Source organism: Shewanella sp. 10N.286.52.A9, from assembly GCF_041468985.1.
GTDB classification, from domain to species: domain Bacteria; phylum Pseudomonadota; class Gammaproteobacteria; order Enterobacterales; family Shewanellaceae; genus Shewanella; species Shewanella japonica.
The window spans coordinates 75189-97237 of record NZ_JBFRJQ010000025.1 but is presented as its reverse complement, the minus strand read 5'-3'; the positions used below and the strand labels follow the sequence as shown (position 1 = coordinate 97237).

The following is a 22049-nucleotide window of genomic DNA, read 5'->3' as shown; positions in this document are numbered from 1 at the left end:
TAATTAAAGCTAATTAAAGCCACGACTATAACTCAAAGGTTGCAGTGAGTAGCTAGGCTAACAGCTTTGTTTAACCAACTTTGCTCAACCAAAGTGTAATTGAGACTGTAAATAGCTCCCCAGCATGACCCCAAGAGCTTTAACAAATTCATCTTTGGGCATTGAACAAGCAATCGCAGGAGTAAGAGAAGGATATAATATTTTATCAAGCAGACTGTTTATCAGCATAAAAATGACCATATCAGCGGCTTTTTGTTGCACTTTGGTCGCCTTGCCATCCGACGCCATAAAATTAAGTAGCAATTGTGATAGGCGCTGGTAAGCCTCATTTCTATCTAATGAAGGATTAGTGAAAATGGTATCAGGGTGAAGCCTAGCGTTAAGGTGTATCGTTCTAAAAACGCTTTTTCTTTCATCTAAAAAGTGGAATGTTGCCTGACAAAGATGTGTTACTTGTTGTTCTAACCCATCACAGTCGTGGCATTCGAGCTCTGTGATAAAGTTGCCAAGCTCCTGGCCAAAATCATCATATAACAATGGCAATAGCGCCTCTTTATTTTCAAAGCGACGATAAAACGTTCCAACCGAAACCCCTGCCCCTTCAGCCAGTTCCTTTATGCTGATGTGTTCAAAGTACTTGACCTTCAATGCCCGTTGCAAAGACTGTAAAAACTTGTCATGCGTGACTTGGCTACGTTTTTGTTTAGGGCGTAAATCTGGTGCTGACATTCATATTTCCATTGAAAAAAACAGAGGTTGATAGACTATTTTGCATCATACAATTTATGATGCAAAAACTCTAACATATAAGATTTAGCACCAACGATAATCTTGATGCCCTGATCGCCAAGCCAATCTCAAAAAGCAACGCATAAGCATTAGTCACAAAAAAAAAGCAACGACACATGTCATTGCTTTATGGTTTTAACAGGAAGCATTATGACTTCCTTAGTTGATTTATTATTAACTATAATGAATCACTGTAGCCGACTGAGGATTACCCTTCACTTACCATATTAATGGTGTACTTAGGGATATCAATCACCATATCACAGTCAACAACTTTAGCCTGGCAAGATAAACGGCTTTCTGGCTCTAACCCCCATGCTTTATCAAGCATATCGTCTTCTAGCTCATCACTTTCTTCAAGCTCATCAAAGCCTTCACGAACAATACAGTGACATGTAGTACATGCACATGACTTTTCGCAAGCATGTTCAATATGGATACCGTTTTTAAGTGCAACATCTAAAATAGTTTCACCTACTTCAGCTTCTAACACAGCACCGTCTGGGCACAGCTCTTCATGGGGTAAAAAAACTAACTGCGGCATTTTATCACCTATATATTATCGACAGACTGACCTTTCAGTGCTGCTCGAATAGAATTATCCATACGACGTGAAGCAAACTCTTGGGTTTGTTCATCTAGTGCTTCAATCGCTTTTTCAATAGCATCGGTATCATCACCTTGAGCGGTTATTTGTAACTGTTCAATGGCAGCATGAATTTGTGCTTGTTCTTCGGTATTAAGTAAATCTGCGTCTTTTGCTAATGCAGCAGATAAAGTTTCAACCACTCTTGAAGCTTCAACTTGTTGTTCTGCCAGCATTCTGCGCGTGATGTCATCTTTAGCATGCTTCATTGAATCTTTCAGCATAGTCGCTATTTCAGTATCAGATAAACCAAATGAAGGTTTTACTTGAATCGTTGACTTAACTTCCGTTGACTTTTCCATCGCTGTGACACTCAGTAAACCATCAGCATCGACTTGGAATGTGACACGAATGTGCGCAGCACCTGCCGCTAGTGCAGGAATACCATTTAAAGTGAAACGTGCTAATGAACGACAGTCATCCACTAACTCACGTTCACCTTGGACCACATGGAAAGCCATGGCAGTTTGGCCATCTTTAAATGTGGTAAACTCTTGAGCTCGTGCAACAGGTATAGTGGTATTACGGGTTACGACTTTCTCAATCAGTCCCCCCATAGTCTCAATGCCTAACGACAGTGGAATAACATCAAGCAATAATAAATCTGATTCAGGTTTATTGCCCACTAAAATGTCAGCTTGAATCGCTGCACCAATAGCCACAACACGATCGGGATCAATTGATGTTAATGGCGTTTTACCAAAGAAACGTTCGACTTGTTCACGTACTAAAGGTACACGAGTAGAACCACCAACCATAACCGTTTCAATGATTTCATCAGTGGTGACTTCAGCGTCACGTAATGTTCTACGGCAACTGGCAATCGTTTTCTTAACAAGTGAACCGATAAGCCCTTCAAATTCAGCTTTAGAAACATCAGCAGTTAATACATCACCGTTTTCTAACGTAATACTCGCTGTGCTGGTTTCATCATTAGTTAGCTGCTCTTTGACTCGTCTAGATTCAATCAATAACTGTCTATTTAATGAAGCAGTTAATTCAGTCAACCCCATTGCGCTTTGCAAGTGATTACGCAACAGATGATCAAAGTCATCACCGCCAAGCGCTGAGTCGCCGCCAGTAGCTAATACTTCAAACACACCTCTATTCAAACGAAGAATAGAAATATCGAAGGTTCCCCCACCTAAATCATAGATGGCAATAACGCCTTCTTGTTTAGTGTCTAAACCGTAAGCAATAGCAGCAGCCGTGGGTTCATTTAATAAACGTAAAACTTTAACTCCCAGAAGCTCTGCTGCATCTTTAGTGCCTTGACGCTGCGCGTCATCGAAATAAGCAGGTACTGTAATGACAACACCTTCTAAGTCACCGCCAAGGGTTTTTTCGGCTCTTGAGATTAACGGCTTTAAAATTTCAGCTGAAACTTGGACTGGATTCACTGCGCCTTGCGCCGTGTTAAATACAGGTAGCCCGTTTTCACTTGCGGTAAAATCATATGGCAAGTTTTGCTCTGCAGACTGAATGTCTTTTAAGCTGCGCCCCATAAAACGTTTGACTGAGACAATGGTATTTTTTGGATCTTGTGCAGACTTAACTTGTGCCGCGTAACCCGTTTCGACACTATCAGAGCCGTAATGAACCACAGAAGGAAGTGAGTGTTGATTGTCATTATCTGGCAAGGTTGACGCTTCACCACTTCTAACAGCTGCAACCAAAGAGTTAGTTGTACCTAAATCGATGCCAACTGCAAGTCTGTGCTGGTGAGGTGCGGCGCTTTGGCCGGGCTCTGCAATTTGAAAAAGGGCCATATTAATCCAGTTATTTTGAGGGAAAAAGAACCATTAATTGTAGATAGCAAAAAGCTCTGTAATTGACAGAGCTCAGCGTTAATCTAGCAATGAATCTTCAACTCTTGCTAATTCATCTTGCAATTTTGCCATAAATTTCAGCTTTCTGATCTGATCAGCTGCAGATAAATCATCATTTTCTGCATTAGTGGCTAATAATTGGGCAAGGGATTGCGATAGGGTTTTCTCGTAGTCAGCAAATGATTGATATAAATCTTCGATTAAGTCATCAGCTTGCTGGCTATCTTTAATATCTTCTAACGCTTCACGCCATTCCATTTGCTGCATTAAGAAAGCAGTATCTTTCACTGTTGTAGTTTCATGGCTAATATCAACACCACGAAGACTTAACATATGTTCAGCGCGCTTTAATGGGTTTTTAAGCGTTTGGTATCCGTCGTTAACTTGCGCAGTGCGTTGCACTGATAACAGTTTTTGTTGTTCAGACTCGCTGGCAAATTTATCAGGATGAACCGCCCTTTGCAGCTCGCGATAGCGCTCTGCAAGGTTGGCGGTGTCGATATCAAAGGAAGGTGTTATTTGAAATAATTCAAAGTAATTCATTGGCAGATATCATGCTCTTTTTGGGTAAATGACAGTAAAGCTTTATGTGTATTAGATTACACAGTAAAGCTTTCACCACAACCACATTCACCTTTGGCATTAGGGTTGTTAAATTGGAAACCTTCGTTCAGGCCTTCTTTAACAAAGTCTAATTCAATGCCTTGTAAATAAATAAAACTCTTGGCATCGATGATGATATTAACGCCTTCTATTTCGTAAATCTCATCATCGTCGTTTGCTTCATCAACAAACTCAAGCACATAAGCCATACCAGAACAGCCAGATGTTCTTAACCCTAGGCGTAAACCCAAGCCTTTTCCTCGATTAACTAGGAAAGATTTCACTCGTTCAGCCGCAGCTGGGGTCATTGTAATTGCCATCTTAACTCCGGTATTACTTGTCTTGCTTTGATTTGTACTCATCTAATGCTGCTTTAATAGCGTCTTCCGCTAAAATAGAGCAATGGATTTTAACAGGAGGTAAAGCAAGCTCTTCTGCGATATCAGCATTCTTAATTGTTGCTGCTTCATCAACACTTTTGCCTTTAACCCACTCAGTTACGAGCGAACTTGACGCGATTGCACTACCACAACCATAAGTTTTGAATTTAGCGTCTTCAATGATGCCGTTTTCGCCAATTTTAAGTTGAAGCTTCATCACGTCACCACATGCTGGTGCACCAACCATACCTGTTACCACTGAAGGGTCATTTTTATCAAATGAACCAACGTTACGTGGATTTTCATAATGTTCGATTACTTTTTCGCTGTAAGCCATAACAATTCTGCTCCGTTTATCGCTATCGATAATAATGTATTAGTGATGTGCCCACTGAACTTGGTCCAGATCGATACCATCTTTAAACATCTCCCAAAGTGGAGACATTTCACGTAACTTACCGATAGAATCATCAATTACTTTAATTGCATGCTCGATTTCTTCATCAGTCGTAAAGCGACCAATTGAGAAACGAATTGAGCTGTGCGCCATTTCATCATTTAAGCCTAATGCACGTAGTACATAGCTAGGCTCCAAACTTGCAGAAGTACAAGCTGAACCAGACGATACGGCTAAATCTTTAAGGGCCATCATTAATGATTCACCTTCAACAAAGTTGAAGCTCACATTAAAGATGCCGCTGTAGCGCTGTTCCATATCGCCATTAATATAAGTTTCTTCGATATGTTTAATGCCATTCCATAACTTGTCACGTAGACGCAAAATGCGCGCATTATCTTCAATCATATCTTGCTTAGCGATAGCAGCGGCTTCACCTAAACCAACAATTTGGTGAGTTGCTAATGTACCACTTCGCATACCACGTTCATGACCACCGCCATGCATTTGAGACTCTAAACGAATACGTGGTTTACGGCGTACGTAAAGTGCACCGATACCTTTAGGTCCATACATTTTATGGCCAGAAATAGAAATCAGATCAACTTTAACTGTTTTAACATCAATCGGTAATTTACCTGCACTTTGCGCAGCATCCATATGGAAGAAAATACCTTTAGAGCGACATAGTTCACCAATCGCATTGATGTCTTGAATGACACCAATTTCGTTGTTCACGTGCATGATGCTCACTAAAATAGTGTCGTCACGCATTGCACCTTCAAGCACAGACATTGGGATAATTCCATTGTCACTTGGCTCTAAATACGTAACTTCAAAACCTTCACGCTCAAGTTGACGACAAGCATCAAGTGTTGCTTTATGCTCTGTCTTACTGGTGATGATGTGCTTGCCTTTCTTATTATAGAAATGTGCAATACCTTTGATTGCTAGGTTGCTTGATTCAGTCGCACCAGAAGTGAAAACGATTTCACGGTGATCAGCATTGATTAAATCAGCTACTTGGTTACGAGCAATATCAACTGCTTCTTCGGCTTGCCAACCATAACGGTGAGAACGAGATGCTGGGTTACCAAACACACCGTCCATTGTCATAAATTGAACCATTTTGTCGGCAACACGTTTGTCGACAGGGGTTGTTGCGGCATAATCTAAATAGATAGGAAGCTTCATCATACACTCCGTACTGAGCGGTCATCTGTGCGACCACTTACAACGTACATATAATTGTTATCGATACATCAACACAAAATTACAAAGTAACTCTATGCTCATTCTGCATTTCGTCTTGCTTTAGTGAGATAAATTGCACATCGCGTTTATCCATTAATCCAGCAAGGGTAATGCCATCTAAAAATTCTGAAATCTGTTTACTTAAATCTCCCCACAAAGAGTGAGTGAGACAGCGGGAGCCACTTTGGCAATTCCCTTTTCCCTGACAACGAGTTGCATCAACTGACTCGTCTACAGCATGCACGACCATGCCAACAGAGATATCATTCGCTTCTTGCCCTAGGCGATAACCGCCACCTGGACCACGAACACTAGATACGAGACCATGTTTACGAAGTTTAGCGAAGAGTTGCTCAAGGTAGGAAAGCGATATTCCCTGCCTTTCAGAAATATCCGCTAAGGGAACTGGCCCGGTGGCTGAGTGAATAGCAACGTCCAGCATAGCTGTCACTGCGTAGCGACCTTTTGATGTCAGTTTCATAACGTATTTTGCTCCCATAAACTATAGGGCAATTTCATCATACCTGAGTATTTTAGTCAAGTATTTAACCCACTAAATTACTCAAGTATTTCCTCTCGTTCGCGTCTAACAATTTTAGGTCTAAAAATTTGCACGGCTATTTAACCTTTTTATAGTGCAAGATTCAATGCCAGTTACTCATTTATTAGGCGATAATGTGATAAAACGGCGCTGTGTCATAAAAATTTACATTGATCTTATTTATCTGCTCAAATAATAAAGCCGATACCCAAAATATGGGGATCGGCTTTATCGTTTTCAAGCTTCAAAAAGAATAAACAAACAAAAATAAATTGCCAGATAATTCAAAAAATGACCTAGATAATTGGGTCAAATTTGTCTATCTCTTGTTTACGTTTTTCAGCCGCTTCTTGTTCTGCTTCTGTAAAGTCATCAACATTCAACTCCGGCAATTTTTCAGTGCAAACTTCACCGCCCATGGTTTGCACCGCTTGACAGATTTCTTGCACTTTTGAGTCCATCAAATGCATATGATCAAGCATTTGGCCAATTGCACTCGCTACAGGATCTGGGTTATCTGGTGATACCGCATAGGCATCAAACCCATACTTCTTCGCCATCGCACTGCGACGCTCAGTTTGCTCTTTTGACTGTGCCGAAGGCGAAGCTACAACCCGACCAGGGATCCCCACCACGGTGGTATCTTTGGCCACGTCTTTAACAACAACTGAGTTTGAACCAACCCTTGCGCCGTCGTGCATAGTAATTGGACCCAGTATTTGTGCCCCTGCACCAATAACTACATTGTTCTCTAATGTTGGGTGACGTTTACCTGCTTGCCAAGTTGTCCCACCTAAGGTGACACCATGATATAAAGTGCAATCATCGCCAATTTCTGCCGTTTCTCCAATCACAACACCCATGCCATGATCGATAAAAAAGCGTCTCCCTATGGTTGCACCAGGATGTATTTCAACGCCAGTTAACCAACGCGAAAAGGTCGATAAACATCGTGCCAATAAATGCCACTTTGCATTCCATAGCTTATTACTAATGCGATGGATCCATATCGCATGCATGCCAGGATAGTTTACTAAAATTTCAAAACTACTGTTCGCCGCAGGATCGCGGTGATAAATAGATTCGATATCTTCCTTTAATCGCGCTATCACGCCCATGTTACAGTCCTTCTTTTACCACTCAGTTGTACGTCAAATTTAAGTTAACAATGGCTTATGAAGCTTTATCGTCTTTGCTTTTTTCTTGTGGCATTTTTTTATCAATAGAAGTCAAAATGCCACGTAAAATATTCATCTCAGCGGTTTCAATTCGAGCACGACTGAATAAACGCTTTAATTTAGTCATGATTTGGCCTGGATGATTTTTGATAATAAAATTTGTTTTCGTCAGGGTAGACTCTAAATGAACATAAAAGCGCTGTAGATCCTCAGAAAGTGGATATTCTTCTTCAATCGTTTCTTGCTCATCTAATGCTAAATGCGCCATACGGGTTTCGTAACAAATAATTTGTACGGCTTGAGCCAAGTTTAATGAACTGTACTCAGGATTAGCAGGAATAGACACATGATAAGTACACTCTTGCAGTTCTTCATTGCTCAGACCATGGTTCTCACGACCAAATACGATTGCTACCGGCCCTTTAGCGCTTTCCAATGCTAATTTTTCACCAGCTTCTTTTGGAACAAGCATTGGCCAATCAAGGGTGCGACTACGTGCACTGGTCGCAATAACCAAGCTACAGTCTTTAATCGCCTCAGTTAACGAGTCAACAATGGTGATATCTTTTATCAAGTCAGCTGCACCTGCAGCAAGTGCAATTGACTGACCATCAGGTTGAACTCGTGGCTCAGCTAAATATAAGTTAGATAAGCCCATGGTTTTCATAGCTCTTGCTGTAGAGCCGATATTTCCGGGATGAGAGGTCCCAACTAAAACAACGCGAATATTACTTAACATCAAACTACTTTTTCATTCAAAAAAACACTTTGCGGATAGTAACACAAGCTGCAAATAATTCCTTATATGAAAATCTGCATTTGATAAACCTGCTAAAATGCGTATAATTGCGCGGCTGATTTATTCGTTCTTTAACATCCAGGGGATTGCTATGCATCCGATGCTGACTATTGCCACGCGCGCTGCACGCGCTGCGGGCCAAACTATTATGCGCGCCTATACTGAACTCGACAAAGTTGAAGTTGATTCAAAAGGTCTAAATGACTTTGTAACAAGTGTAGACAAGGAAGCAGAAGCTACCATTACATACCAGATTCGTAAATCTTACCCAGATCATACGATTGTTGGTGAAGAGGCCGGTGAAAATCGCGGCACTAATAAAGATTATGTATGGATAGTCGATCCTTTGGATGGTACCAACAACTTCGTTCGTGGTATCCCACATTTCGCAGTATCTATCGCAGTTCAATATAAAGGCAAAATTGAAGTTGCCGTTATTTATGATCCTGTTCGTGAAGAATTATTCTCTGCAGTTCGTGGCCAAGGTGCTAAATTAAACGAATTCCGTTTACGCGTAACTGGCGTTAATGAGCTAACTAATACCGTTATTGGTACAGGTTTCCCGTTCAAGTCTCGTCAACACACCGAAACTTACATGAACATCCTAGGTGAAGTATTCCCTGTATGTGCTGATATCCGCCGTGCGGGTTCTGCAGCACTAGACCTTGCGTATGTTGCTGCTGGTCGTTTAGATGGCTTCTTTGAAATTGGTCTAAAGCCATGGGACATCGCAGCTGGCGACTTAATTTGTCGTGAGTCAGGCGGTACTGTTACTGACTTTACCGGTAACCATAATTACTTAGCTTCAGGCAACGTTGTTGCAGGTTCACCAAAAGTGACTTCTGAACTGGTTAAAATTATGCGTCCTTTATTAAATGAAGGTCTAAAACGCTAGTCGTTATCCCTTTTTTAAAAACCGCCTTACATCCGTAATTGGCGGTTTTTTTATGCCTGTAATTTGCCTCAATTGTATCGACAACTTCAGATAAATTTACCTTTTATGATCTGGATCACTGAGCAAAGTCTCGCCTAGCAGAATATACTGAATTATCAATTAGATTCTAATAAGAGATATCCATTATTATGCCGCTCCCTATCCTTCGCCAAATCGGCATCAAAAGTTTGAAAAGTGTCGAACATGTCGTTTTGTTCATTATTTCTGTCGCTACGGTATTTGCTATCGGCGAAGAAATCATGCACATGTTCGAGATAAGAACTGTAGAACTAGCTGACTTACTGCTGTTATTTATCTATCTTGAAGTATTAGCCATGGTCGTTAACTACCTCGAGTCAGGTAAGTTACCTATTCGAATGCCAATTTATATTGCGATTGTTGCTCTAGCTCGTTACTTGATTCTTGATATGAAAGGCATGGAGGACTGGCGAATATTGGCAATCTCAGTATCAACCATTGTTCTTGCTTGTACCGTTATTGTCATACGTTGGGGACAGTTGAAGTTACCTTACCCCAAAAATAAAGATTTAGATCATTAGAATGACACCAGATAAAGCGTAACCTTAAAAGCGATAAGTGACTAACTTATCGCTTTTTTTGTCGATGTTGATTAGTATGAATTAGCTACAAACTGAATAACACAGAGCAAACATAAAACGGAGTTGCAATCTCATGTCTAACGAACACACTGGATTTGAAGAAAAACGTCAATCTTTACGCGTCGACATGGAAGCAGAGCGTATTTTACTGCATTGGATTGATGCAAATGGTCAGTCACATGAAGACTTTGGTGTATGTATCGATTTAGCCCGAAAAGGCATTCTCATCGACTATAAAACTGCATTCTCATTAGGCGATTTAATCGCAATTACCTTCAATCATCAAACTGACAAGCAAAACACCATTAAGGGGCAAGTTTGTCGATGCACTCAAGCGTCTGAACATAGTTATCATATTGCGATGCAATTGCTTTAAATTGATGTTGATTAAAATTGCGCAATAAATATAAAACTGATGATTTAAAAAGTAATTATTGAACTATCCTTAGATAAAGAAGACGTTAACCATCATCTTAATAAAGGCAAGGTTATGATAATACTCGTTGGTGGAGAAAAAGGCGGTAGTGGAAAAAGTTGTTTAGCACAAAACCTAGCCGTCTATGTAACAGAGACATTTAACGCTAACGTGTTAATGGTGGATTGTGACCCTCAACGCACCACATCAGATTGGATACAAGCCCGTAATACCAAAGCCGAACTGAAACCCATTAATTGCATTCAGCTTTACGGTAAAATCCGCAATGATTTACTTAGTCTCGGCGAGCGCTTTGATTATGTCATTGTCGATTGTGGCGGCCAAGATAACCTAGCGATGCGAGCAGCAATGTCTGTTGCAACCTACGTTGTCATCCCATTAAGACCTAAACGCCGCGATTTAAAAACCTTACCGCATATGGAAGATATGCTAAGCACCTGTAAAATGGTCAACCCGAAAATGGTCGCCACTATTGTTATCAGTCAATGCCCTTCTCTACCCTCACAATTTAAGCGTATTTTAGAAGCTAAAGACGTGGTTAAATCATTTGGCTTAACAGCCCTTGATGCCATTACCTTTAACCGTAATATCTATGATGACAGCGAAGAAAGTGGTGCCTCAGTGCTTGAAGTTGACCCTGAAGGAAAAGCGGCTCAAGAAATTCGTGCAATCGCGAAAGAGTTATTTGCTATTCCACCTGATAATAATTTTGAGTTTTAAGCGTTTAATCTCATTGTTTTATGCATTTAATATTATTTGTTTTATGCCTTAACTATAAGTGCAACAAAAGACAACCTAAATGAACTCAATGAAAACCTCCCTTTCGACTCTCATATACCTCACTTGTGCCTAAGTAAAGTTATCGAGTTAATGGTATCATTAGGCTAATTTTAAGATTTTAATCTGAGTGAACTCTGAGTCATGACACAAGCTAACAATCCACTTCATGGTATAAAACTTGAAACTATCGTCACTGAGCTTGTCGATAAGTATGGGTGGGAAGAACTAGGCAGCCGTATCAATATCCGCTGCTTTAACGATAACCCGAGTATCAAGTCTAGCCTAAAGTTTTTACGTAAAACACAATGGGCTCGCGATAAAGTTGAATACCTGTGGCTTAAAACGAATAAGTTGCCTTTACCCGCACCTAAACCTTATGTCGAAAAAAGTGACAATAAACCCGCAACAAACGCGACACACACTAATAAGAGCACTGCTGGCGTGAATGCAGACATCTGGGGAAAGTAACAGCGAGCCTAAGACGTACCGCACTGTTTTCAATATTTGGCGCTAAATTTACTTGGAGCGGCTAAGTGGCCTATAAGGTACGAAGTGATATTCGTTGAAAGTGATTAATGCTATCGCATTCAAATAAGCCCGGTACGGTTCACGATGACTCATTTGCATTATATTCACAGCGGATACGCTGTGAATATCGCCACCAATAAAAGCGTAACCCAGAAAGCACCACAGCACTCACCATTACATCGGAAATTCGAATATTAAACGCCAGACTTGTAGCTCACCATCCGTTTGGTAACTTACCCCAAATCTATCTGTACTAAACCAGCCCCAACCTAGCGGCTTAGACAGAGCCAATGTCGCACCGATTTCGTAAGTGCTTGATGTTTGTAAATCATCATCTAATGGCGTTATAAATTTTAGCTTATTGAAGTACCAGCGGCCCGCAACAAATAACCGTGGTTCAACGGTATACTCGCCCCAATCCCAATGTTGCCCTACACCAAAATCTAGACCAGTTTGAAGCACTGAATAACTTTCTGAGCTATCGTTGATACTGCTTTTATAGCCGGCGTAGTAAACACGATTTACCCAAATAGGCGTGTACTTGGGTTCGGCGACTTCATATAAAGCCGATATACCTGTTGAGAATATGCCAACATTACTGGAATTAGAAAAATTGTGGCCATAGCCTAAATCAAGGTATGACTCTAAGGTTAGTTGCTCATCATAAAACCATTTATACTCAATACCTGGCGTAATGGTCATGGTACCAACATTGTCAGGTAATTCACCTTCAGGAAGATCGCTGAAAGAATAATCAAAAAAGCCTAACGAAATAGGTAACCTTAACGTTAAAACATGGTCTTCTGATTCTTCAATATCAAATGCAAAGGGAATATTGACTACTGCAGCATTTTGCCCAGAGGCTCGGTATATACCGCTACCTATGTAGTTAGCAAACGCATAATGGTTCACATCTGGGTTATTCGAGTCAGCGGCATAACACGTTACACAAACCGACAAACCAATAAAAAGCGCTGCAAATGCTTTTGCAACGCTTCTTGATGTGTCTGAACAGGTAGATTTCAATTTTGTAAAAACCATGGGTTAACGATGATGTCCAGAATGATTATCTACTCTCATTTTTCATCATCGATAAAATGGTGCTCAGTCATCATATGACCCAGCTCAGTAGATTTTGTTTTCAAGTAATCCTCATTGTAGCGGTTTTTACCCACTTGCAAAGGCACTCTTTCAACAACTTCGATGCCAACGGCTTGCATCGCTTTCACTTTGCGAGGGTTGTTAGTCATCAACTTAACCTTACTGACCCCAATTTGTTTCAGCATTGGCTCGATCATGTCGTATTTACGCATATCAGCTTCAAAACCTAAACGTTCATTAGCTTCGACGGTATTCGCGCCTTGATCTTGTAATTCATAGGCGCGAATTTTATTCAGCAAGCCTATACCACGCCCTTCTTGACGCAAATATAAAATAAAGCCTTGGCCTTTTTCAGCAATATTTTGCATTGCTGTTTGTAACTGGAACCCGCAATCACAACGTAAACTAAATAGCGCATCACCCGTCAGGCATTCAGAGTGAATGCGGCCTAACATGGCTTCAGTTGAGGTAAGTTCGCCATAAGTTAACGCCACATGTTCTTTACCAGTTTCTGTATCTTCAAAACCATGCATAGCAAATACGCCCCAAGGCGTAGGTAACTTAGAAGTGGCGATATATTTAATCGACATGGATAAACCTTTAAGACAACGCTCAATCCTTGAGACTGATCATCCTTGAACTGACGTTATGTCATGAAAACTTCGAATACTGGATTAGAATTTTGCAGGAGCAAAACCAGTAACAACTTTGATATTCATTTCACGGCCTACAGCCGTCATAGGATGAACAACCACTAGACCTTTTACCGATTTTTTTAATTTACCCATGTCAGCTTGTTCAGCTTTGGTGAGCTCACGGCTAAATTTCAAACCTTTGATATCTTGGCCTTGCTTGTTCAATAAACGAGACTGCTGATTTTTCAAACTGGCAATACGTTTAGTCACTGTCGCAATTTCTTTCTTAAACTGCATGATAACGGCTTTGTCTTCACGAGCTTCAGCGGCAGCAAGCTTACGACGAAACTTCTCTGCTTTATCATTTAATGTTTGCAGTTCTTGTTTTAAATTCATTTCTTTACCTTAAATTCTTTCATGCTATCGATAGCAAAAAGTTGTTTTGTTATCGAACAACACTTTTTCGAACGCAAATTATATACCTAAAGCGGCTGAATAAGCTAACTTCAAAACTTGTTACAGTGCATAATTTTGTGCATTACTGCAGCTAAATTGACCTTTAAGTTCAATAAGGTGTTAAATGCACTATCATTAATTGAGCCTGATGGATCTGTGGCCAAGTGATTAACGGACTCAATTTTCCTTTTGGGATATTCTTTAATATGCATAACAATAATAATTTACATCAAAATCTATCTAATCAAACCCAGCATCATGCAGGTTTTACTTTAATAGAGTTGGTTGTGGTCATCATTATATTGGGGATCATTGCTGTTATTGCTGCACCGAGGTTTTTATCCGTTGCTGATGAAGCTCACGCATCAGGAATACAAGGTGTATCTGGCGCTTTTGAAGGCTTTGATGAATTAGTTTTTGCCAAGTCTGCCATATTAGGGATCGAGAAAAATGATCGAAATAGTAATTCAAGCTCTACTGACAGCCAAGGTGGATTTTATTTAGAAACAGGTGAATTTGTCCAAACCATATTTGGCCACCCTTGGTTATATAATCAAGATGCATTGACTTATTTACTTGATGCGAGCTTACAAGATGAAGGCCAGAATCAACCTGATAAAGAATGTGTTACCAATAGTGATTTTTGCTTCATGCTATTTGAAGGCTCCAGTGGGCCCACTAGCATTGGAGTTGCCTATATCCCCGGTAACTCTGTCGCAGTTTATTACCCTTCTTACAGCGTAAGTGACCAATGCTTTGCTTACTATGTATTTGACAGAACAGACAATAATGTCATTATCGGTGAAACGATTACCGGTTGTTAAATATGCCGACTAACTTAGCACAATCAACTGACTCAAATCGTGAACCACTTGATTAGCGCTACCTTTCCATTTAAGGCTAGGGTCGGCAAGATCTTGCTCAAATTTGCCATCAATTAACACATCTACGTAAGCGAGTACTTGTTGCTGCTTTAAAGACATTTCCGCTAATTGGTAGCCACTCCACAACCAGATATCTTTATCTGGGCACTCACGCTTCACTCTTTTTACTAGCGCTAACATGGCAGGCAAATTATCCGCAAATAAAGGATCACCACCAGATAAAGACAAACCACGACGTTTAATCCGTGTATCTTGTAAATCTGCAATCACTTGATCTTCCATCGCTTGAGTAAATTCATTACCTGAGCGTGGGTCCCAAGTTGATTGGTTATAACAGCCACGACATTGGTGCTCACATCCAGCTACGAATAAGGTACAACGCGTACCAGGTCCATTTACCACATCGACTGAGTAATACTGATGAAAATTCATAACTTTAACCCTTTAAAAAGCTAATGCACTGTAGTCAACTGTCTTAAAATATGCTGTTTAATACCATATCTAGCACTTAGTGACTTATTCCTAGCAGTCCTATTTCAACTCGCCTTATTTGATCTCGACCTTTTAAAACTTTAGCCACTCAAAAGATAAGGCGCTATTCAGCGCCTTATTGTTTTTGATATGACATAGAACGAGTACTAGATATGTTTAACGCGGCGTTTTACTTCTTCTTGCTTACCATGGTTAAACGGTCTGGCATCTGGGCTACCTAAGTAACCACATACTCGACGAGTTACTGACACTCTACTTGGCTCATGGTTGCCACATTTAGGACAGACAAAGCCTTTACTTGTACAGTTAAACTCACCAACAAAGCCACAATCATAACATTCATCAATAGGTGTATTGGTACCGTAGTATGGCACTCGGCTATAGCTGTAATCCCAAACGTTTTCTAATGCTTCAACGTTATGTTGCATGTTAGGGAACTCGCCATAACAAATAAATCCACCGTTTGTTAGCTCAGGATATGGCAATTCAAAGTCAATTTTATCGTATGGGTTTACTTTCTTTTCCACATCTAAATGGAAACTATTGGTGTAATAGCCTTTATCTGTCACACCTTCAACCACACCAAACTGTTTTGCATCCAACTGGCAAAAACGGCTGCATAGATTTTCGCTTGGCGTGCTGTATAAACTAAAGCCATAACCTGTTTCAGCCTTCCACGACTCCGTGGCACGCTTCATAACATTAATAATTTCAACGGCTTTAGTACGCAGTAGCTCACTATCAAATACATGCTCTTCTGTGCCGTAAAGAGCATTAATTGTCTCATGAAGTCCGATATAACCTAATGAAATAGACGCACGACCATTTTTGAAGATTTCAGAAATATCATCATCAGCTTTTAAACGAACACCACATGCGCCTTCCATATATAAGATTGGCGCTACGCGGGCTTTAACACCGACAAGACGAGCAATACGAGTATCTAACGCTTTACGTGCTAAAGTCATTCTCTCATCAAGTAATGCAAAGAAGGCTTTTTCATCGCCTTTAGCTTCGATTGCGATTCTAGGTAAGTTAAGGCTAACCACACCTAAATTATTACGGCCTTCATGAATTAACTCGCCATTCTCTTCATATGTACCTAAGAAAGAGCGACAGCCCATTGGCGTTTTAAACGAACCAGTAACACGTTCAACTTGCTCGTAATTTAAAATATCAGGGTACATGCGCATCGTGGCACATTCTAAAGCCAACTTTTTAATATCGTAATTACTGTCAGCCGCTTTATGGTTAACGCCATCACGAATAGCAAATACAAGTTTTGGGAACACCGCGGTTTTACGGTTTTTACCAAGGCCTGCCATACGTACTGTTAGTATCGACTTTTGAATTAAGCGTGACTCCCAGCTGGTACCTAGACCAAAACCAAACGTCACAAACGGAGTCTGTCCATTAGCAGTGTGCAGAGTGTTCACTTCATATTCTAATGACTGGAATGCGTCATGACATTCTTTTTCAGTTTGCGCCATAGCAAATGCTTCCACATCGCTCACGCCCCACTCTTTACCAATCACCAGTTGTTTCTGGTAACTCTTTTGCACAAATTCCGCTAACACTTCATCGATACGGTTAATCGTTGTGCCGCCGTAAATATGGCTAGCAACTTGGGCAATAATCTGTGCAGTGACCGCTGTGGCAGTTGAAATTGATTTTGGTGTATCAATTTCGGCATTACCCATTTTAAAGCCATGGGTCATCATGCCTGCTAAATCAATTAACATGCAGTTAAACATCGGGAAGAAAGGCGCATAATCTAAATCATGATAATGCAGTTGACCCGATTCATGAGCAGCTACAATGTCTTTTGGTAACAAGTGTGATTTAGCATAATGCTTGGCTACAATACCCGCGAGTAAGTCGCGTTGTGTAGGAATAACTTTAGCGTCTTTATTGGCATTTTCGTTCAGAATTGAGCTATCACTTTGCTCAACTAACCCACGAATTTCACAGTTAAGTTTACTTTTTGCTTCACGGCAAATATCACGATCGTGACGGTATTCAATATAATGACGTGCAACCTCTTTATGAGGCCCTTCCATTAATAGATTTTCCACTAAATCTTGTAAATGGTGAATTTGTACTTCTTCTTCGTTCGCGACTTGATTTCGGATTACACCCGCAATGGTAGCGGCGTAATCAACATCAGCATGACCTGTAGCCGTCGCCATAGCAGCAACGATGGCATCCCTAATTCTAGACTCATCAAATACAGTCCGACAACCGTCCCTTTTAATTACTACAGGCATTACTTTTACTCCATTTATGCACAGGATATAAACACTATATATCCACAACAAGAAACCAATAAACACTAGATATGGTGTATTAAGCTATAACGAAGACTAGAAATCTATGATCTGGATCATAGTTTGATGAGGGGAAGTGAAATGAAAAATATTACTGCCAAGCTCTGCACTATTTGGCAAAACAGAGCTTGACCGAGTAATTGAAAAACGTTATCGCCCTAAAGCAGAGTTGATTAAATGAGCAGTTTGACGCACAGACTGCCTGCCAGCTTCAATGGCTTCTGCCGCACGATGAAACTCCATGGTGCCAATATCAGCAAGCTGTGGAACTAAGCAAACATCAGGTGGATCGCCCATCAGTCTTGCACGTTTATGGCGCTGCTCCAGAATATCCATTGACTGAGACATCACTGCAATCATGCCTGGATGGGATTTAGTCGACATCGAAAACTTCTCTGAAAAGCTAGCAATGTACTCTTTACCTTTACCCAGAATATCCATAAAAGCAGAGTCTGGCTCTTTGGCTTCTTGTTGTTGTTTTTCTAACGCTGTAGGAGCACGGCTTTTCATCTGTTGTGGCAACATATGCATACTGTTACGGCGATGGCCGTTTAAATCAACAGCAATGACCACATCAACTCCCATCGCGCGGCACATTGATACTGGAACAGGATTCACCACAGCGCCGTCGACTAGCCATCTGTCTTCTAGTTGAACAGGTGGTAAAAACCCTGGCATTGAACATGATGCTCTAACAGCGTGTCGTAAATCCCCTTCTTTAAACCAAATTTCTTGTCCGGAGTATAAATCTGTTGCCACCGCTGAGAATGGTTTTTTCAGTTGTTCAATTTTTAGCTCACCAATTCGGCCAGCCAGCACATCAAAAACTTTTTCACCGCTTATCAGCCCGCCTTTACGCCAGCTTAAATCCATCAGACCTAAAACATCCCAACTGGAAAAACCACGCACCCACGCTTCTAGCTCATCAAGATGATCATTGGCATACGCTGCACCTACCAATGCACCAACTGAACATCCTGCAATTTTATCTGGATGTATTCCCATTTCAGCCAGTTCTTTCAACACACCGATATGGGCCCAACCTTTAGCTGCGCCACTACCCAGTGCCACACCGACTCTTAATGGTTTATTCACCGCAGGCTCATTTTCATGCTCCGACATCTTTTACATCCCTTGTAGCTTAATTTGACTCAATTAATCTTATAAACTCAGCATAACTGAGCCTTTAGCTGTTGGCTATCGCCTAGCATACACGTTATAATATCTGGCTATCATTTTTTAGGGGATTTACCTTTGTTATTTACCGATTTTTCTTTAGACAAACGCTTACTTGAAAGTCTAAAGCATATGGGCATTTCTGAGCCAACCGAAATTCAGCAGCAAGCCCTGCCAATTGCCTTAGCAGGTAAAGATTTAATGGCATCTTCAAAAACCGGTTCAGGTAAAACCTTGGCGTTTTTGTTACCCGCACTTCAGCGTGTTATTTCAACAAAAGCGCTTTCTAAAAAAGACCCTCGTGTGTTGATATTACTACCGACAAGGGAATTGGCTCAGCAAGTATACGGTCAATTACGTTTATTAGTGGCAAATACCCAGTATAAAGCGGTCAGTATTTTAGGAGGGGAAAACTTTAATGATCAAGCTAAATCGTTATCTCGTGATCCTCACTTTATTGTGGCTACACCCGGGCGTATCGCTGATCACTTAGAGCAACGTCATCTTTACTTAAATGGGTTAGAGCTCCTTATTCTTGATGAAGCCGACCGAATGCTTGATTTAGGTTTTGCGCCGCAATTAAAAGCCATTAACGAAGCTGCAGATCACAAACGTCGACAAACATTAATGTTTTCAGCCACGTTAGATCATGACCATATTAATGATATTGCTGCCACATTACTTAAAACGCCGAGCCATGTCGCCATTGGGGCATCTCATAACGAGCATAAAGACATTCAGCAACGTGTGTATTTAGTTGACCACTTAGATCACAAGCAAGCCCTATTGCAGCACATTCTCAAAACCGAGCAGCATAAACAGGTCATCATATTTACAGCGACGCGTGCTGATACCGACCGATTAGCTAAATTACTTGCTGAGCAAGGATTGGAAACTGCCGCATTAAGTGGTGACTTAAACCAATCAGCTCGTAATCAGATCATGGACAAATTTAGCCGTGGTCAGCAGAAAATATTAGTTACAACGGATGTCGCCTCTCGTGGCCTAGATTTATTAAACGTGTCATTAGTGATTAACTTTGACATGCCAAAATTTGCCGAAGAATACGTCCATCGCATTGGCCGTACAGGTCGAGCAGGCGCAAAAGGTGATGCGATTTCTTTAGTCGGTCCTAAAGACTGGGACAGCTTTAAGAAAATCCAAGTATTTTTACGCAAGAATTTCGACTTTTCGACCATAGAAGGTCTTGAAGGAAAATTTAAAGGCTTAAAAGATAAGCCAAAAACGGGTAACAAAAATACCAAGGCCAATGACCCTAAAGCTGCCAATAAAAAGCGTAACACAGCTAAAAAGCCTAAAATTGCACCTAAACGCGATAAACGCTTTATTACTGGCGTCGATATTGGTGATGCGCCAATGCGTCGTAAAGCTAAGCCAGCCAAAATTGTTGAAAACGACAACAGCATTGTTGAAGACAATGAACACGAGCTTGGCGAAGAGTAAACCTCATTAAAACATCATGCTGTTTTAACAGTAAATCGGCATGATAAAGATTTAAACCAGATTAACAGTAAGGTGAAACATGAAAATTTGTGGTGTGGAATTAAAAGGTGGTGAAGCCATCATTAGCTTATTAACTTACGAAGTGGAAACATTCAATGTACCTGAGTGTCGTCAAATTTCTTTCAGCATTTCAAAATCAGCTGAAACAGAATCAATCCGTGAGTTTCACTTTGCTTTCCACAAATTAATGGAAGATTACAAAGTAGATGAAATTGTCATCATTGAACGAGAGCAAAAAGGTAAGTTTGCCGGCTCTGCGACCAGTTTTAAACTCGAAACCGCAATTCAAATCACTGACTTGCCTGTTGGCATAATTAGCCCTGTTATTATCAAAGAAGAGCTTAAGCGTAATCCGCCTCAAGCAGATTTAGATACTTTAGGTCTAAAGCGTGTTCAGCTGCCAGCATTTGAAGCCGCTTACGCACAGCAAAATCGTCGTATGTACGGTAAAGTCTAAGCTCTAGACAAATTTGCGAGCCTACCTGTTAACTTAACAAACACGTTAATTATCAATGGGTAGGCTTCATAATTAGAACACCCTATTCACCCCTATCAAGCGAGCTAACTCAATGAGCTCAAACAAACCTGCTAAATCGCCTCGAAAAGCACCTCCCCAAATGCCCGTTAAGGTAAGTTCTGCAAAAGTGGCAGCCGCAAGAGATACCCTGGCAAGCTTAGTTACCAGTAAAGATGTAAAAGCCAAACAGCAACAAGAGGGGCAGCTTAAATACATCAAAGGCTACTCAGCGAACACGATTGAACAAGTTAAACATCATATTGCCAACGATACCCTCGGCAGGCTTTTACTAAATCGCTACCCAAGGATCCATGATATTCGCACTGATAAAGCGTTATATGACTATGCGATGGGATATAAACAGGCTTATCTAAAACAATCAGATCCTTTGTCAAAGGTCATTTTTGATGAAAAAATCAGTTTAAGCCATCAAGCGTTAGGCCTTCATACCTATGCTAACCGTGTACAGGGCAGTAAAGTTAAAGCTAAAAATGAAATTCGGATTTCATCAAAACTTAAGTTTATCCCTGAGCCATTATTGAGAATGGTGGTCGTGCATGAACTTGCACACCTAAGAGAAAAAGAGCACAACAAAGCCTTTTACCAACTCTGTGAATATATGACAGCGGATTATCATCAACTTGAGTTAGATTTACGATTATTATTGACATGTATTGAGTTAGGCAAGTCACCGTATTAATCTGATTAAATAATAAAGTATTGGTGCGTTATCATGTATGTAGCAACCTATAGAGGTGAAGGGCGCAGAACCAAGCATTATAAATCAGAAAAGGCTGCACTAAAGTCTATCCGTTCCTGGTTAAAAAAACATAGTCAACAGGGGTATTCTGTCGGGTTAATGGGGCCTGACATTTCCCCAACTGAATACCATGAGTGGGAAGTGATACCATTTGATGAACCCAAAATACTTTCGTTTTATAACAGCAAAAAATGGAATGACTTAAAAGCTGAGGCTTTTGAGCGATACGGAAATAAATGTGCCTGTTGCGGCCGCTCTCCTGAACATAATGTCATTATGCATGTAGACCATATTAAACCTCGAGCAAAGCATCCAGAACTCGAATTAGACATAAACAACCTACAAATTCTTTGCGAGCACTGTACTACAGGTAAATCCGACAAGTTTGAAACAGACTGGAGAACATAAAAAAAACCACTTTTAATATCGAATTAAAAGTGGTTTATATTTGATTAATACAGAG

26 protein-coding genes are annotated in these 22049 nt (G+C 40.6%); 10 read left to right on the top strand and 16 right to left on the bottom strand.

The genetic code is table 11. The annotated features are described in order from the left end of the window. Positions 1-84: 84 nt before the first annotated feature. The 10 genes from AB4128_RS16145 to trmJ all read right to left on the bottom strand — a co-directional run bounded on the left by AB4128_RS16145 (position 85) and on the right by trmJ (position 8356). Positions 85-729, bottom strand: coding sequence for a TetR/AcrR family transcriptional regulator (locus AB4128_RS16145; RefSeq protein ID WP_119969403.1), 645 nt, complete (start codon positions 727-729; stop codon positions 85-87). 268 nt (positions 730-997) lie between these two features. Beyond that, the gene (gene fdx, locus AB4128_RS16140; RefSeq protein WP_055024663.1) at positions 998-1333 is read right to left on the bottom strand and encodes an ISC system 2Fe-2S type ferredoxin; all 336 of its coding nucleotides are present in this window, start codon (positions 1331-1333) and stop codon (positions 998-1000) included. Positions 1334-1341: 8 nt separating this feature from the next. Next, positions 1342-3204, bottom strand: coding sequence for a Fe-S protein assembly chaperone HscA (hscA, locus tag AB4128_RS16135; protein WP_055024664.1), 1863 nt, complete (start codon positions 3202-3204; stop codon positions 1342-1344). A 78-nt stretch (positions 3205-3282) separates the two neighbouring features. Further along, positions 3283-3807 (bottom strand): co-chaperone HscB, encoded by a 525-nt coding sequence (gene hscB, locus AB4128_RS16130; RefSeq protein WP_055024665.1) that lies wholly within the window; start codon positions 3805-3807, stop codon positions 3283-3285. Positions 3808-3863: 56 nt separating this feature from the next. Then, positions 3864-4187, bottom strand: a complete 324-nt coding sequence (gene iscA, locus AB4128_RS16125; protein WP_055024666.1) for an iron-sulfur cluster assembly protein IscA — start codon at positions 4185-4187, stop codon at positions 3864-3866. A gap of 13 nt (positions 4188-4200) precedes the next feature. Continuing rightward, positions 4201-4584 (bottom strand): Fe-S cluster assembly scaffold IscU, encoded by a 384-nt coding sequence (gene iscU / locus AB4128_RS16120; protein WP_055024667.1) that lies wholly within the window; start codon positions 4582-4584, stop codon positions 4201-4203. 39 nt (positions 4585-4623) lie between these two features. Beyond that, entirely contained in the window at positions 4624-5838 is a 1215-nt protein-coding gene (locus AB4128_RS16115) for an IscS subfamily cysteine desulfurase (RefSeq protein WP_055024668.1), read from the bottom strand. 79 nt (positions 5839-5917) lie between these two features. Continuing rightward, positions 5918-6379, bottom strand: a complete 462-nt coding sequence (gene iscR, locus AB4128_RS16110; RefSeq protein ID WP_055024669.1) for a Fe-S cluster assembly transcriptional regulator IscR — start codon at positions 6377-6379, stop codon at positions 5918-5920. 356 nt (positions 6380-6735) lie between these two features. After that, positions 6736-7557 carry a serine O-acetyltransferase gene (cysE, locus tag AB4128_RS16105; RefSeq protein WP_055024670.1) on the bottom strand — a complete coding sequence of 274 codons (822 nt, stop codon included), beginning with the start codon at positions 7555-7557 and terminating at the stop codon, positions 6736-6738. 55 nt (positions 7558-7612) lie between these two features. Further along, complete coding sequence (trmJ, locus tag AB4128_RS16100; protein WP_055024671.1) at positions 7613-8356, bottom strand: tRNA (cytosine(32)/uridine(32)-2'-O)-methyltransferase TrmJ; 744 nt, start codon at positions 8354-8356, stop codon at positions 7613-7615. Positions 8357-8507: 151 nt separating this feature from the next. On the opposite strand from trmJ, the gene suhB reads away from it, so the two are divergent. The 5 genes from suhB (at position 8508) to AB4128_RS16075 (ending at position 11654) form a co-directional block, all read left to right on the top strand. Then, a complete protein-coding gene (suhB, locus tag AB4128_RS16095) occupies positions 8508-9311 on the top strand; it encodes an inositol-1-monophosphatase (protein WP_055024672.1) in 804 nt (267 codons plus the stop codon). A gap of 188 nt (positions 9312-9499) precedes the next feature. Then, positions 9500-9910, top strand: coding sequence for a phosphate-starvation-inducible protein PsiE (locus AB4128_RS16090; protein WP_372038273.1), 411 nt, complete (start codon positions 9500-9502; stop codon positions 9908-9910). Positions 9911-10043: 133 nt separating this feature from the next. Then, positions 10044-10346 (top strand): PilZ domain-containing protein, encoded by a 303-nt coding sequence (locus AB4128_RS16085; protein ID WP_080916054.1) that lies wholly within the window; start codon positions 10044-10046, stop codon positions 10344-10346. Between the two features lie 114 nt (positions 10347-10460). Next, complete coding sequence (locus tag AB4128_RS16080) at positions 10461-11126, top strand: AAA family ATPase (RefSeq protein WP_055024675.1); 666 nt, start codon at positions 10461-10463, stop codon at positions 11124-11126. Between the two features lie 201 nt (positions 11127-11327). After that, complete coding sequence (locus tag AB4128_RS16075; RefSeq protein ID WP_372038272.1) at positions 11328-11654, top strand: VF530 family DNA-binding protein; 327 nt, start codon at positions 11328-11330, stop codon at positions 11652-11654. Positions 11655-11888: 234 nt separating this feature from the next. Here AB4128_RS16075 and AB4128_RS16070 read toward each other — a convergent pair whose 3' ends face one another. From AB4128_RS16070 to AB4128_RS16060, 3 genes are all read right to left on the bottom strand, one after another. Continuing rightward, positions 11889-12740 carry a hypothetical protein gene (locus AB4128_RS16070; RefSeq protein ID WP_192022932.1) on the bottom strand — a complete coding sequence of 284 codons (852 nt, stop codon included), beginning with the start codon at positions 12738-12740 and terminating at the stop codon, positions 11889-11891. Between the two features lie 50 nt (positions 12741-12790). Further along, the gene (gene ribA, locus AB4128_RS16065) at positions 12791-13405 is read right to left on the bottom strand and encodes a GTP cyclohydrolase II (protein ID WP_055024678.1); all 615 of its coding nucleotides are present in this window, start codon (positions 13403-13405) and stop codon (positions 12791-12793) included. 84 nt (positions 13406-13489) lie between these two features. Beyond that, complete coding sequence (locus tag AB4128_RS16060) at positions 13490-13846, bottom strand: YibL family ribosome-associated protein (protein ID WP_055024679.1); 357 nt, start codon at positions 13844-13846, stop codon at positions 13490-13492. Positions 13847-14112: 266 nt separating this feature from the next. On the opposite strand from AB4128_RS16060, the gene AB4128_RS16055 reads away from it, so the two are divergent. After that, complete coding sequence (locus tag AB4128_RS16055) at positions 14113-14730, top strand: prepilin-type N-terminal cleavage/methylation domain-containing protein (RefSeq protein ID WP_372038271.1); 618 nt, start codon at positions 14113-14115, stop codon at positions 14728-14730. Between the two features lie 9 nt (positions 14731-14739). On the opposite strand, the gene nrdG is transcribed toward AB4128_RS16055, so the two are convergent. The 3 genes from nrdG to rssA all read right to left on the bottom strand — a co-directional run bounded on the left by nrdG (position 14740) and on the right by rssA (position 18731). Beyond that, a complete protein-coding gene (gene nrdG, locus AB4128_RS16050; RefSeq protein WP_372038270.1) occupies positions 14740-15222 on the bottom strand; it encodes an anaerobic ribonucleoside-triphosphate reductase-activating protein in 483 nt (160 codons plus the stop codon). A 206-nt stretch (positions 15223-15428) separates the two neighbouring features. Then, positions 15429-17549 carry an anaerobic ribonucleoside-triphosphate reductase gene (gene nrdD / locus AB4128_RS16045; RefSeq protein WP_055024682.1) on the bottom strand — a complete coding sequence of 707 codons (2121 nt, stop codon included), beginning with the start codon at positions 17547-17549 and terminating at the stop codon, positions 15429-15431. Positions 17550-17759: 210 nt separating this feature from the next. Further along, positions 17760-18731 carry a patatin-like phospholipase RssA gene (gene rssA, locus AB4128_RS16040; protein WP_065110588.1) on the bottom strand — a complete coding sequence of 324 codons (972 nt, stop codon included), beginning with the start codon at positions 18729-18731 and terminating at the stop codon, positions 17760-17762. 132 nt (positions 18732-18863) lie between these two features. On the opposite strand from rssA, the gene AB4128_RS16035 reads away from it, so the two are divergent. The 4 genes from AB4128_RS16035 to AB4128_RS16020 all read left to right on the top strand — a co-directional run bounded on the left by AB4128_RS16035 (position 18864) and on the right by AB4128_RS16020 (position 21994). After that, the gene (locus tag AB4128_RS16035) at positions 18864-20249 is read left to right on the top strand and encodes a DEAD/DEAH box helicase (RefSeq protein WP_055024684.1); all 1386 of its coding nucleotides are present in this window, start codon (positions 18864-18866) and stop codon (positions 20247-20249) included. Positions 20250-20328: 79 nt separating this feature from the next. Beyond that, positions 20329-20766, top strand: a complete 438-nt coding sequence (locus AB4128_RS16030; RefSeq protein WP_055024685.1) for a DUF3010 family protein — start codon at positions 20329-20331, stop codon at positions 20764-20766. Positions 20767-20926: 160 nt separating this feature from the next. Next, entirely contained in the window at positions 20927-21526 is a 600-nt protein-coding gene (locus AB4128_RS16025) for a YgjP-like metallopeptidase domain-containing protein (RefSeq protein ID WP_372038313.1), read from the top strand. A gap of 33 nt (positions 21527-21559) precedes the next feature. Further along, on the top strand, positions 21560-21994 hold the full coding sequence (locus AB4128_RS16020) for an HNH endonuclease (RefSeq protein WP_372038269.1): 435 nt from the start codon (positions 21560-21562) through the stop codon (positions 21992-21994). Positions 21995-22049: the final 55 nt, after the last annotated feature.

What these genes read in the sequence shown, in the direction of transcription:
- rssA (WP_065110588.1), bottom strand. Translation starts at nt 18,731, where the DNA reads ATGTCGGAGCATGAAAATGAGCCTGCGGTGAATAAACCATTAAGAGTC.
- AB4128_RS16085 (WP_080916054.1), top strand. Translation starts at nt 10,044, where the DNA reads ATGTCTAACGAACACACTGGATTTGAAGAAAAACGTCAATCTTTACGC.
- trmJ (WP_055024671.1), bottom strand. Translation starts at nt 8,356, where the DNA reads ATGTTAAGTAATATTCGCGTTGTTTTAGTTGGGACCTCTCATCCCGGA.
- AB4128_RS16080 (WP_055024675.1), top strand. Translation starts at nt 10,461, where the DNA reads ATGATAATACTCGTTGGTGGAGAAAAAGGCGGTAGTGGAAAAAGTTGT.
- fdx (WP_055024663.1), bottom strand. Translation starts at nt 1,333, where the DNA reads ATGCCGCAGTTAGTTTTTTTACCCCATGAAGAGCTGTGCCCAGACGGT.
- cysE (WP_055024670.1), bottom strand. Translation starts at nt 7,557, where the DNA reads ATGGGCGTGATAGCGCGATTAAAGGAAGATATCGAATCTATTTATCAC.
- nrdD (WP_055024682.1), bottom strand. Translation starts at nt 17,549, where the DNA reads ATGCCTGTAGTAATTAAAAGGGACGGTTGTCGGACTGTATTTGATGAG.
- AB4128_RS16030 (WP_055024685.1), top strand. Translation starts at nt 20,329, where the DNA reads ATGAAAATTTGTGGTGTGGAATTAAAAGGTGGTGAAGCCATCATTAGC.
- hscB (WP_055024665.1), bottom strand. Translation starts at nt 3,807, where the DNA reads ATGAATTACTTTGAATTATTTCAAATAACACCTTCCTTTGATATCGAC.
- AB4128_RS16145 (WP_119969403.1), bottom strand. Translation starts at nt 729, where the DNA reads ATGTCAGCACCAGATTTACGCCCTAAACAAAAACGTAGCCAAGTCACG.
- nrdG (WP_372038270.1), bottom strand. Translation starts at nt 15,222, where the DNA reads ATGAATTTTCATCAGTATTACTCAGTCGATGTGGTAAATGGACCTGGT.
- AB4128_RS16115 (WP_055024668.1), bottom strand. Translation starts at nt 5,838, where the DNA reads ATGAAGCTTCCTATCTATTTAGATTATGCCGCAACAACCCCTGTCGAC.
- AB4128_RS16075 (WP_372038272.1), top strand. Translation starts at nt 11,328, where the DNA reads ATGACACAAGCTAACAATCCACTTCATGGTATAAAACTTGAAACTATC.
- suhB (WP_055024672.1), top strand. Translation starts at nt 8,508, where the DNA reads ATGCATCCGATGCTGACTATTGCCACGCGCGCTGCACGCGCTGCGGGC.
- iscR (WP_055024669.1), bottom strand. Translation starts at nt 6,379, where the DNA reads ATGAAACTGACATCAAAAGGTCGCTACGCAGTGACAGCTATGCTGGAC.
- iscU (WP_055024667.1), bottom strand. Translation starts at nt 4,584, where the DNA reads ATGGCTTACAGCGAAAAAGTAATCGAACATTATGAAAATCCACGTAAC.
- ribA (WP_055024678.1), bottom strand. Translation starts at nt 13,405, where the DNA reads ATGTCGATTAAATATATCGCCACTTCTAAGTTACCTACGCCTTGGGGC.
- AB4128_RS16060 (WP_055024679.1), bottom strand. Translation starts at nt 13,846, where the DNA reads ATGAATTTAAAACAAGAACTGCAAACATTAAATGATAAAGCAGAGAAG.
- AB4128_RS16090 (WP_372038273.1), top strand. Translation starts at nt 9,500, where the DNA reads ATGCCGCTCCCTATCCTTCGCCAAATCGGCATCAAAAGTTTGAAAAGT.
- AB4128_RS16025 (WP_372038313.1), top strand. Translation starts at nt 20,927, where the DNA reads ATGCCCGTTAAGGTAAGTTCTGCAAAAGTGGCAGCCGCAAGAGATACC.
- hscA (WP_055024664.1), bottom strand. Translation starts at nt 3,204, where the DNA reads ATGGCCCTTTTTCAAATTGCAGAGCCCGGCCAAAGCGCCGCACCTCAC.
- iscA (WP_055024666.1), bottom strand. Translation starts at nt 4,187, where the DNA reads ATGGCAATTACAATGACCCCAGCTGCGGCTGAACGAGTGAAATCTTTC.
- AB4128_RS16020 (WP_372038269.1), top strand. Translation starts at nt 21,560, where the DNA reads ATGTATGTAGCAACCTATAGAGGTGAAGGGCGCAGAACCAAGCATTAT.
- AB4128_RS16055 (WP_372038271.1), top strand. Translation starts at nt 14,113, where the DNA reads ATGCATAACAATAATAATTTACATCAAAATCTATCTAATCAAACCCAG.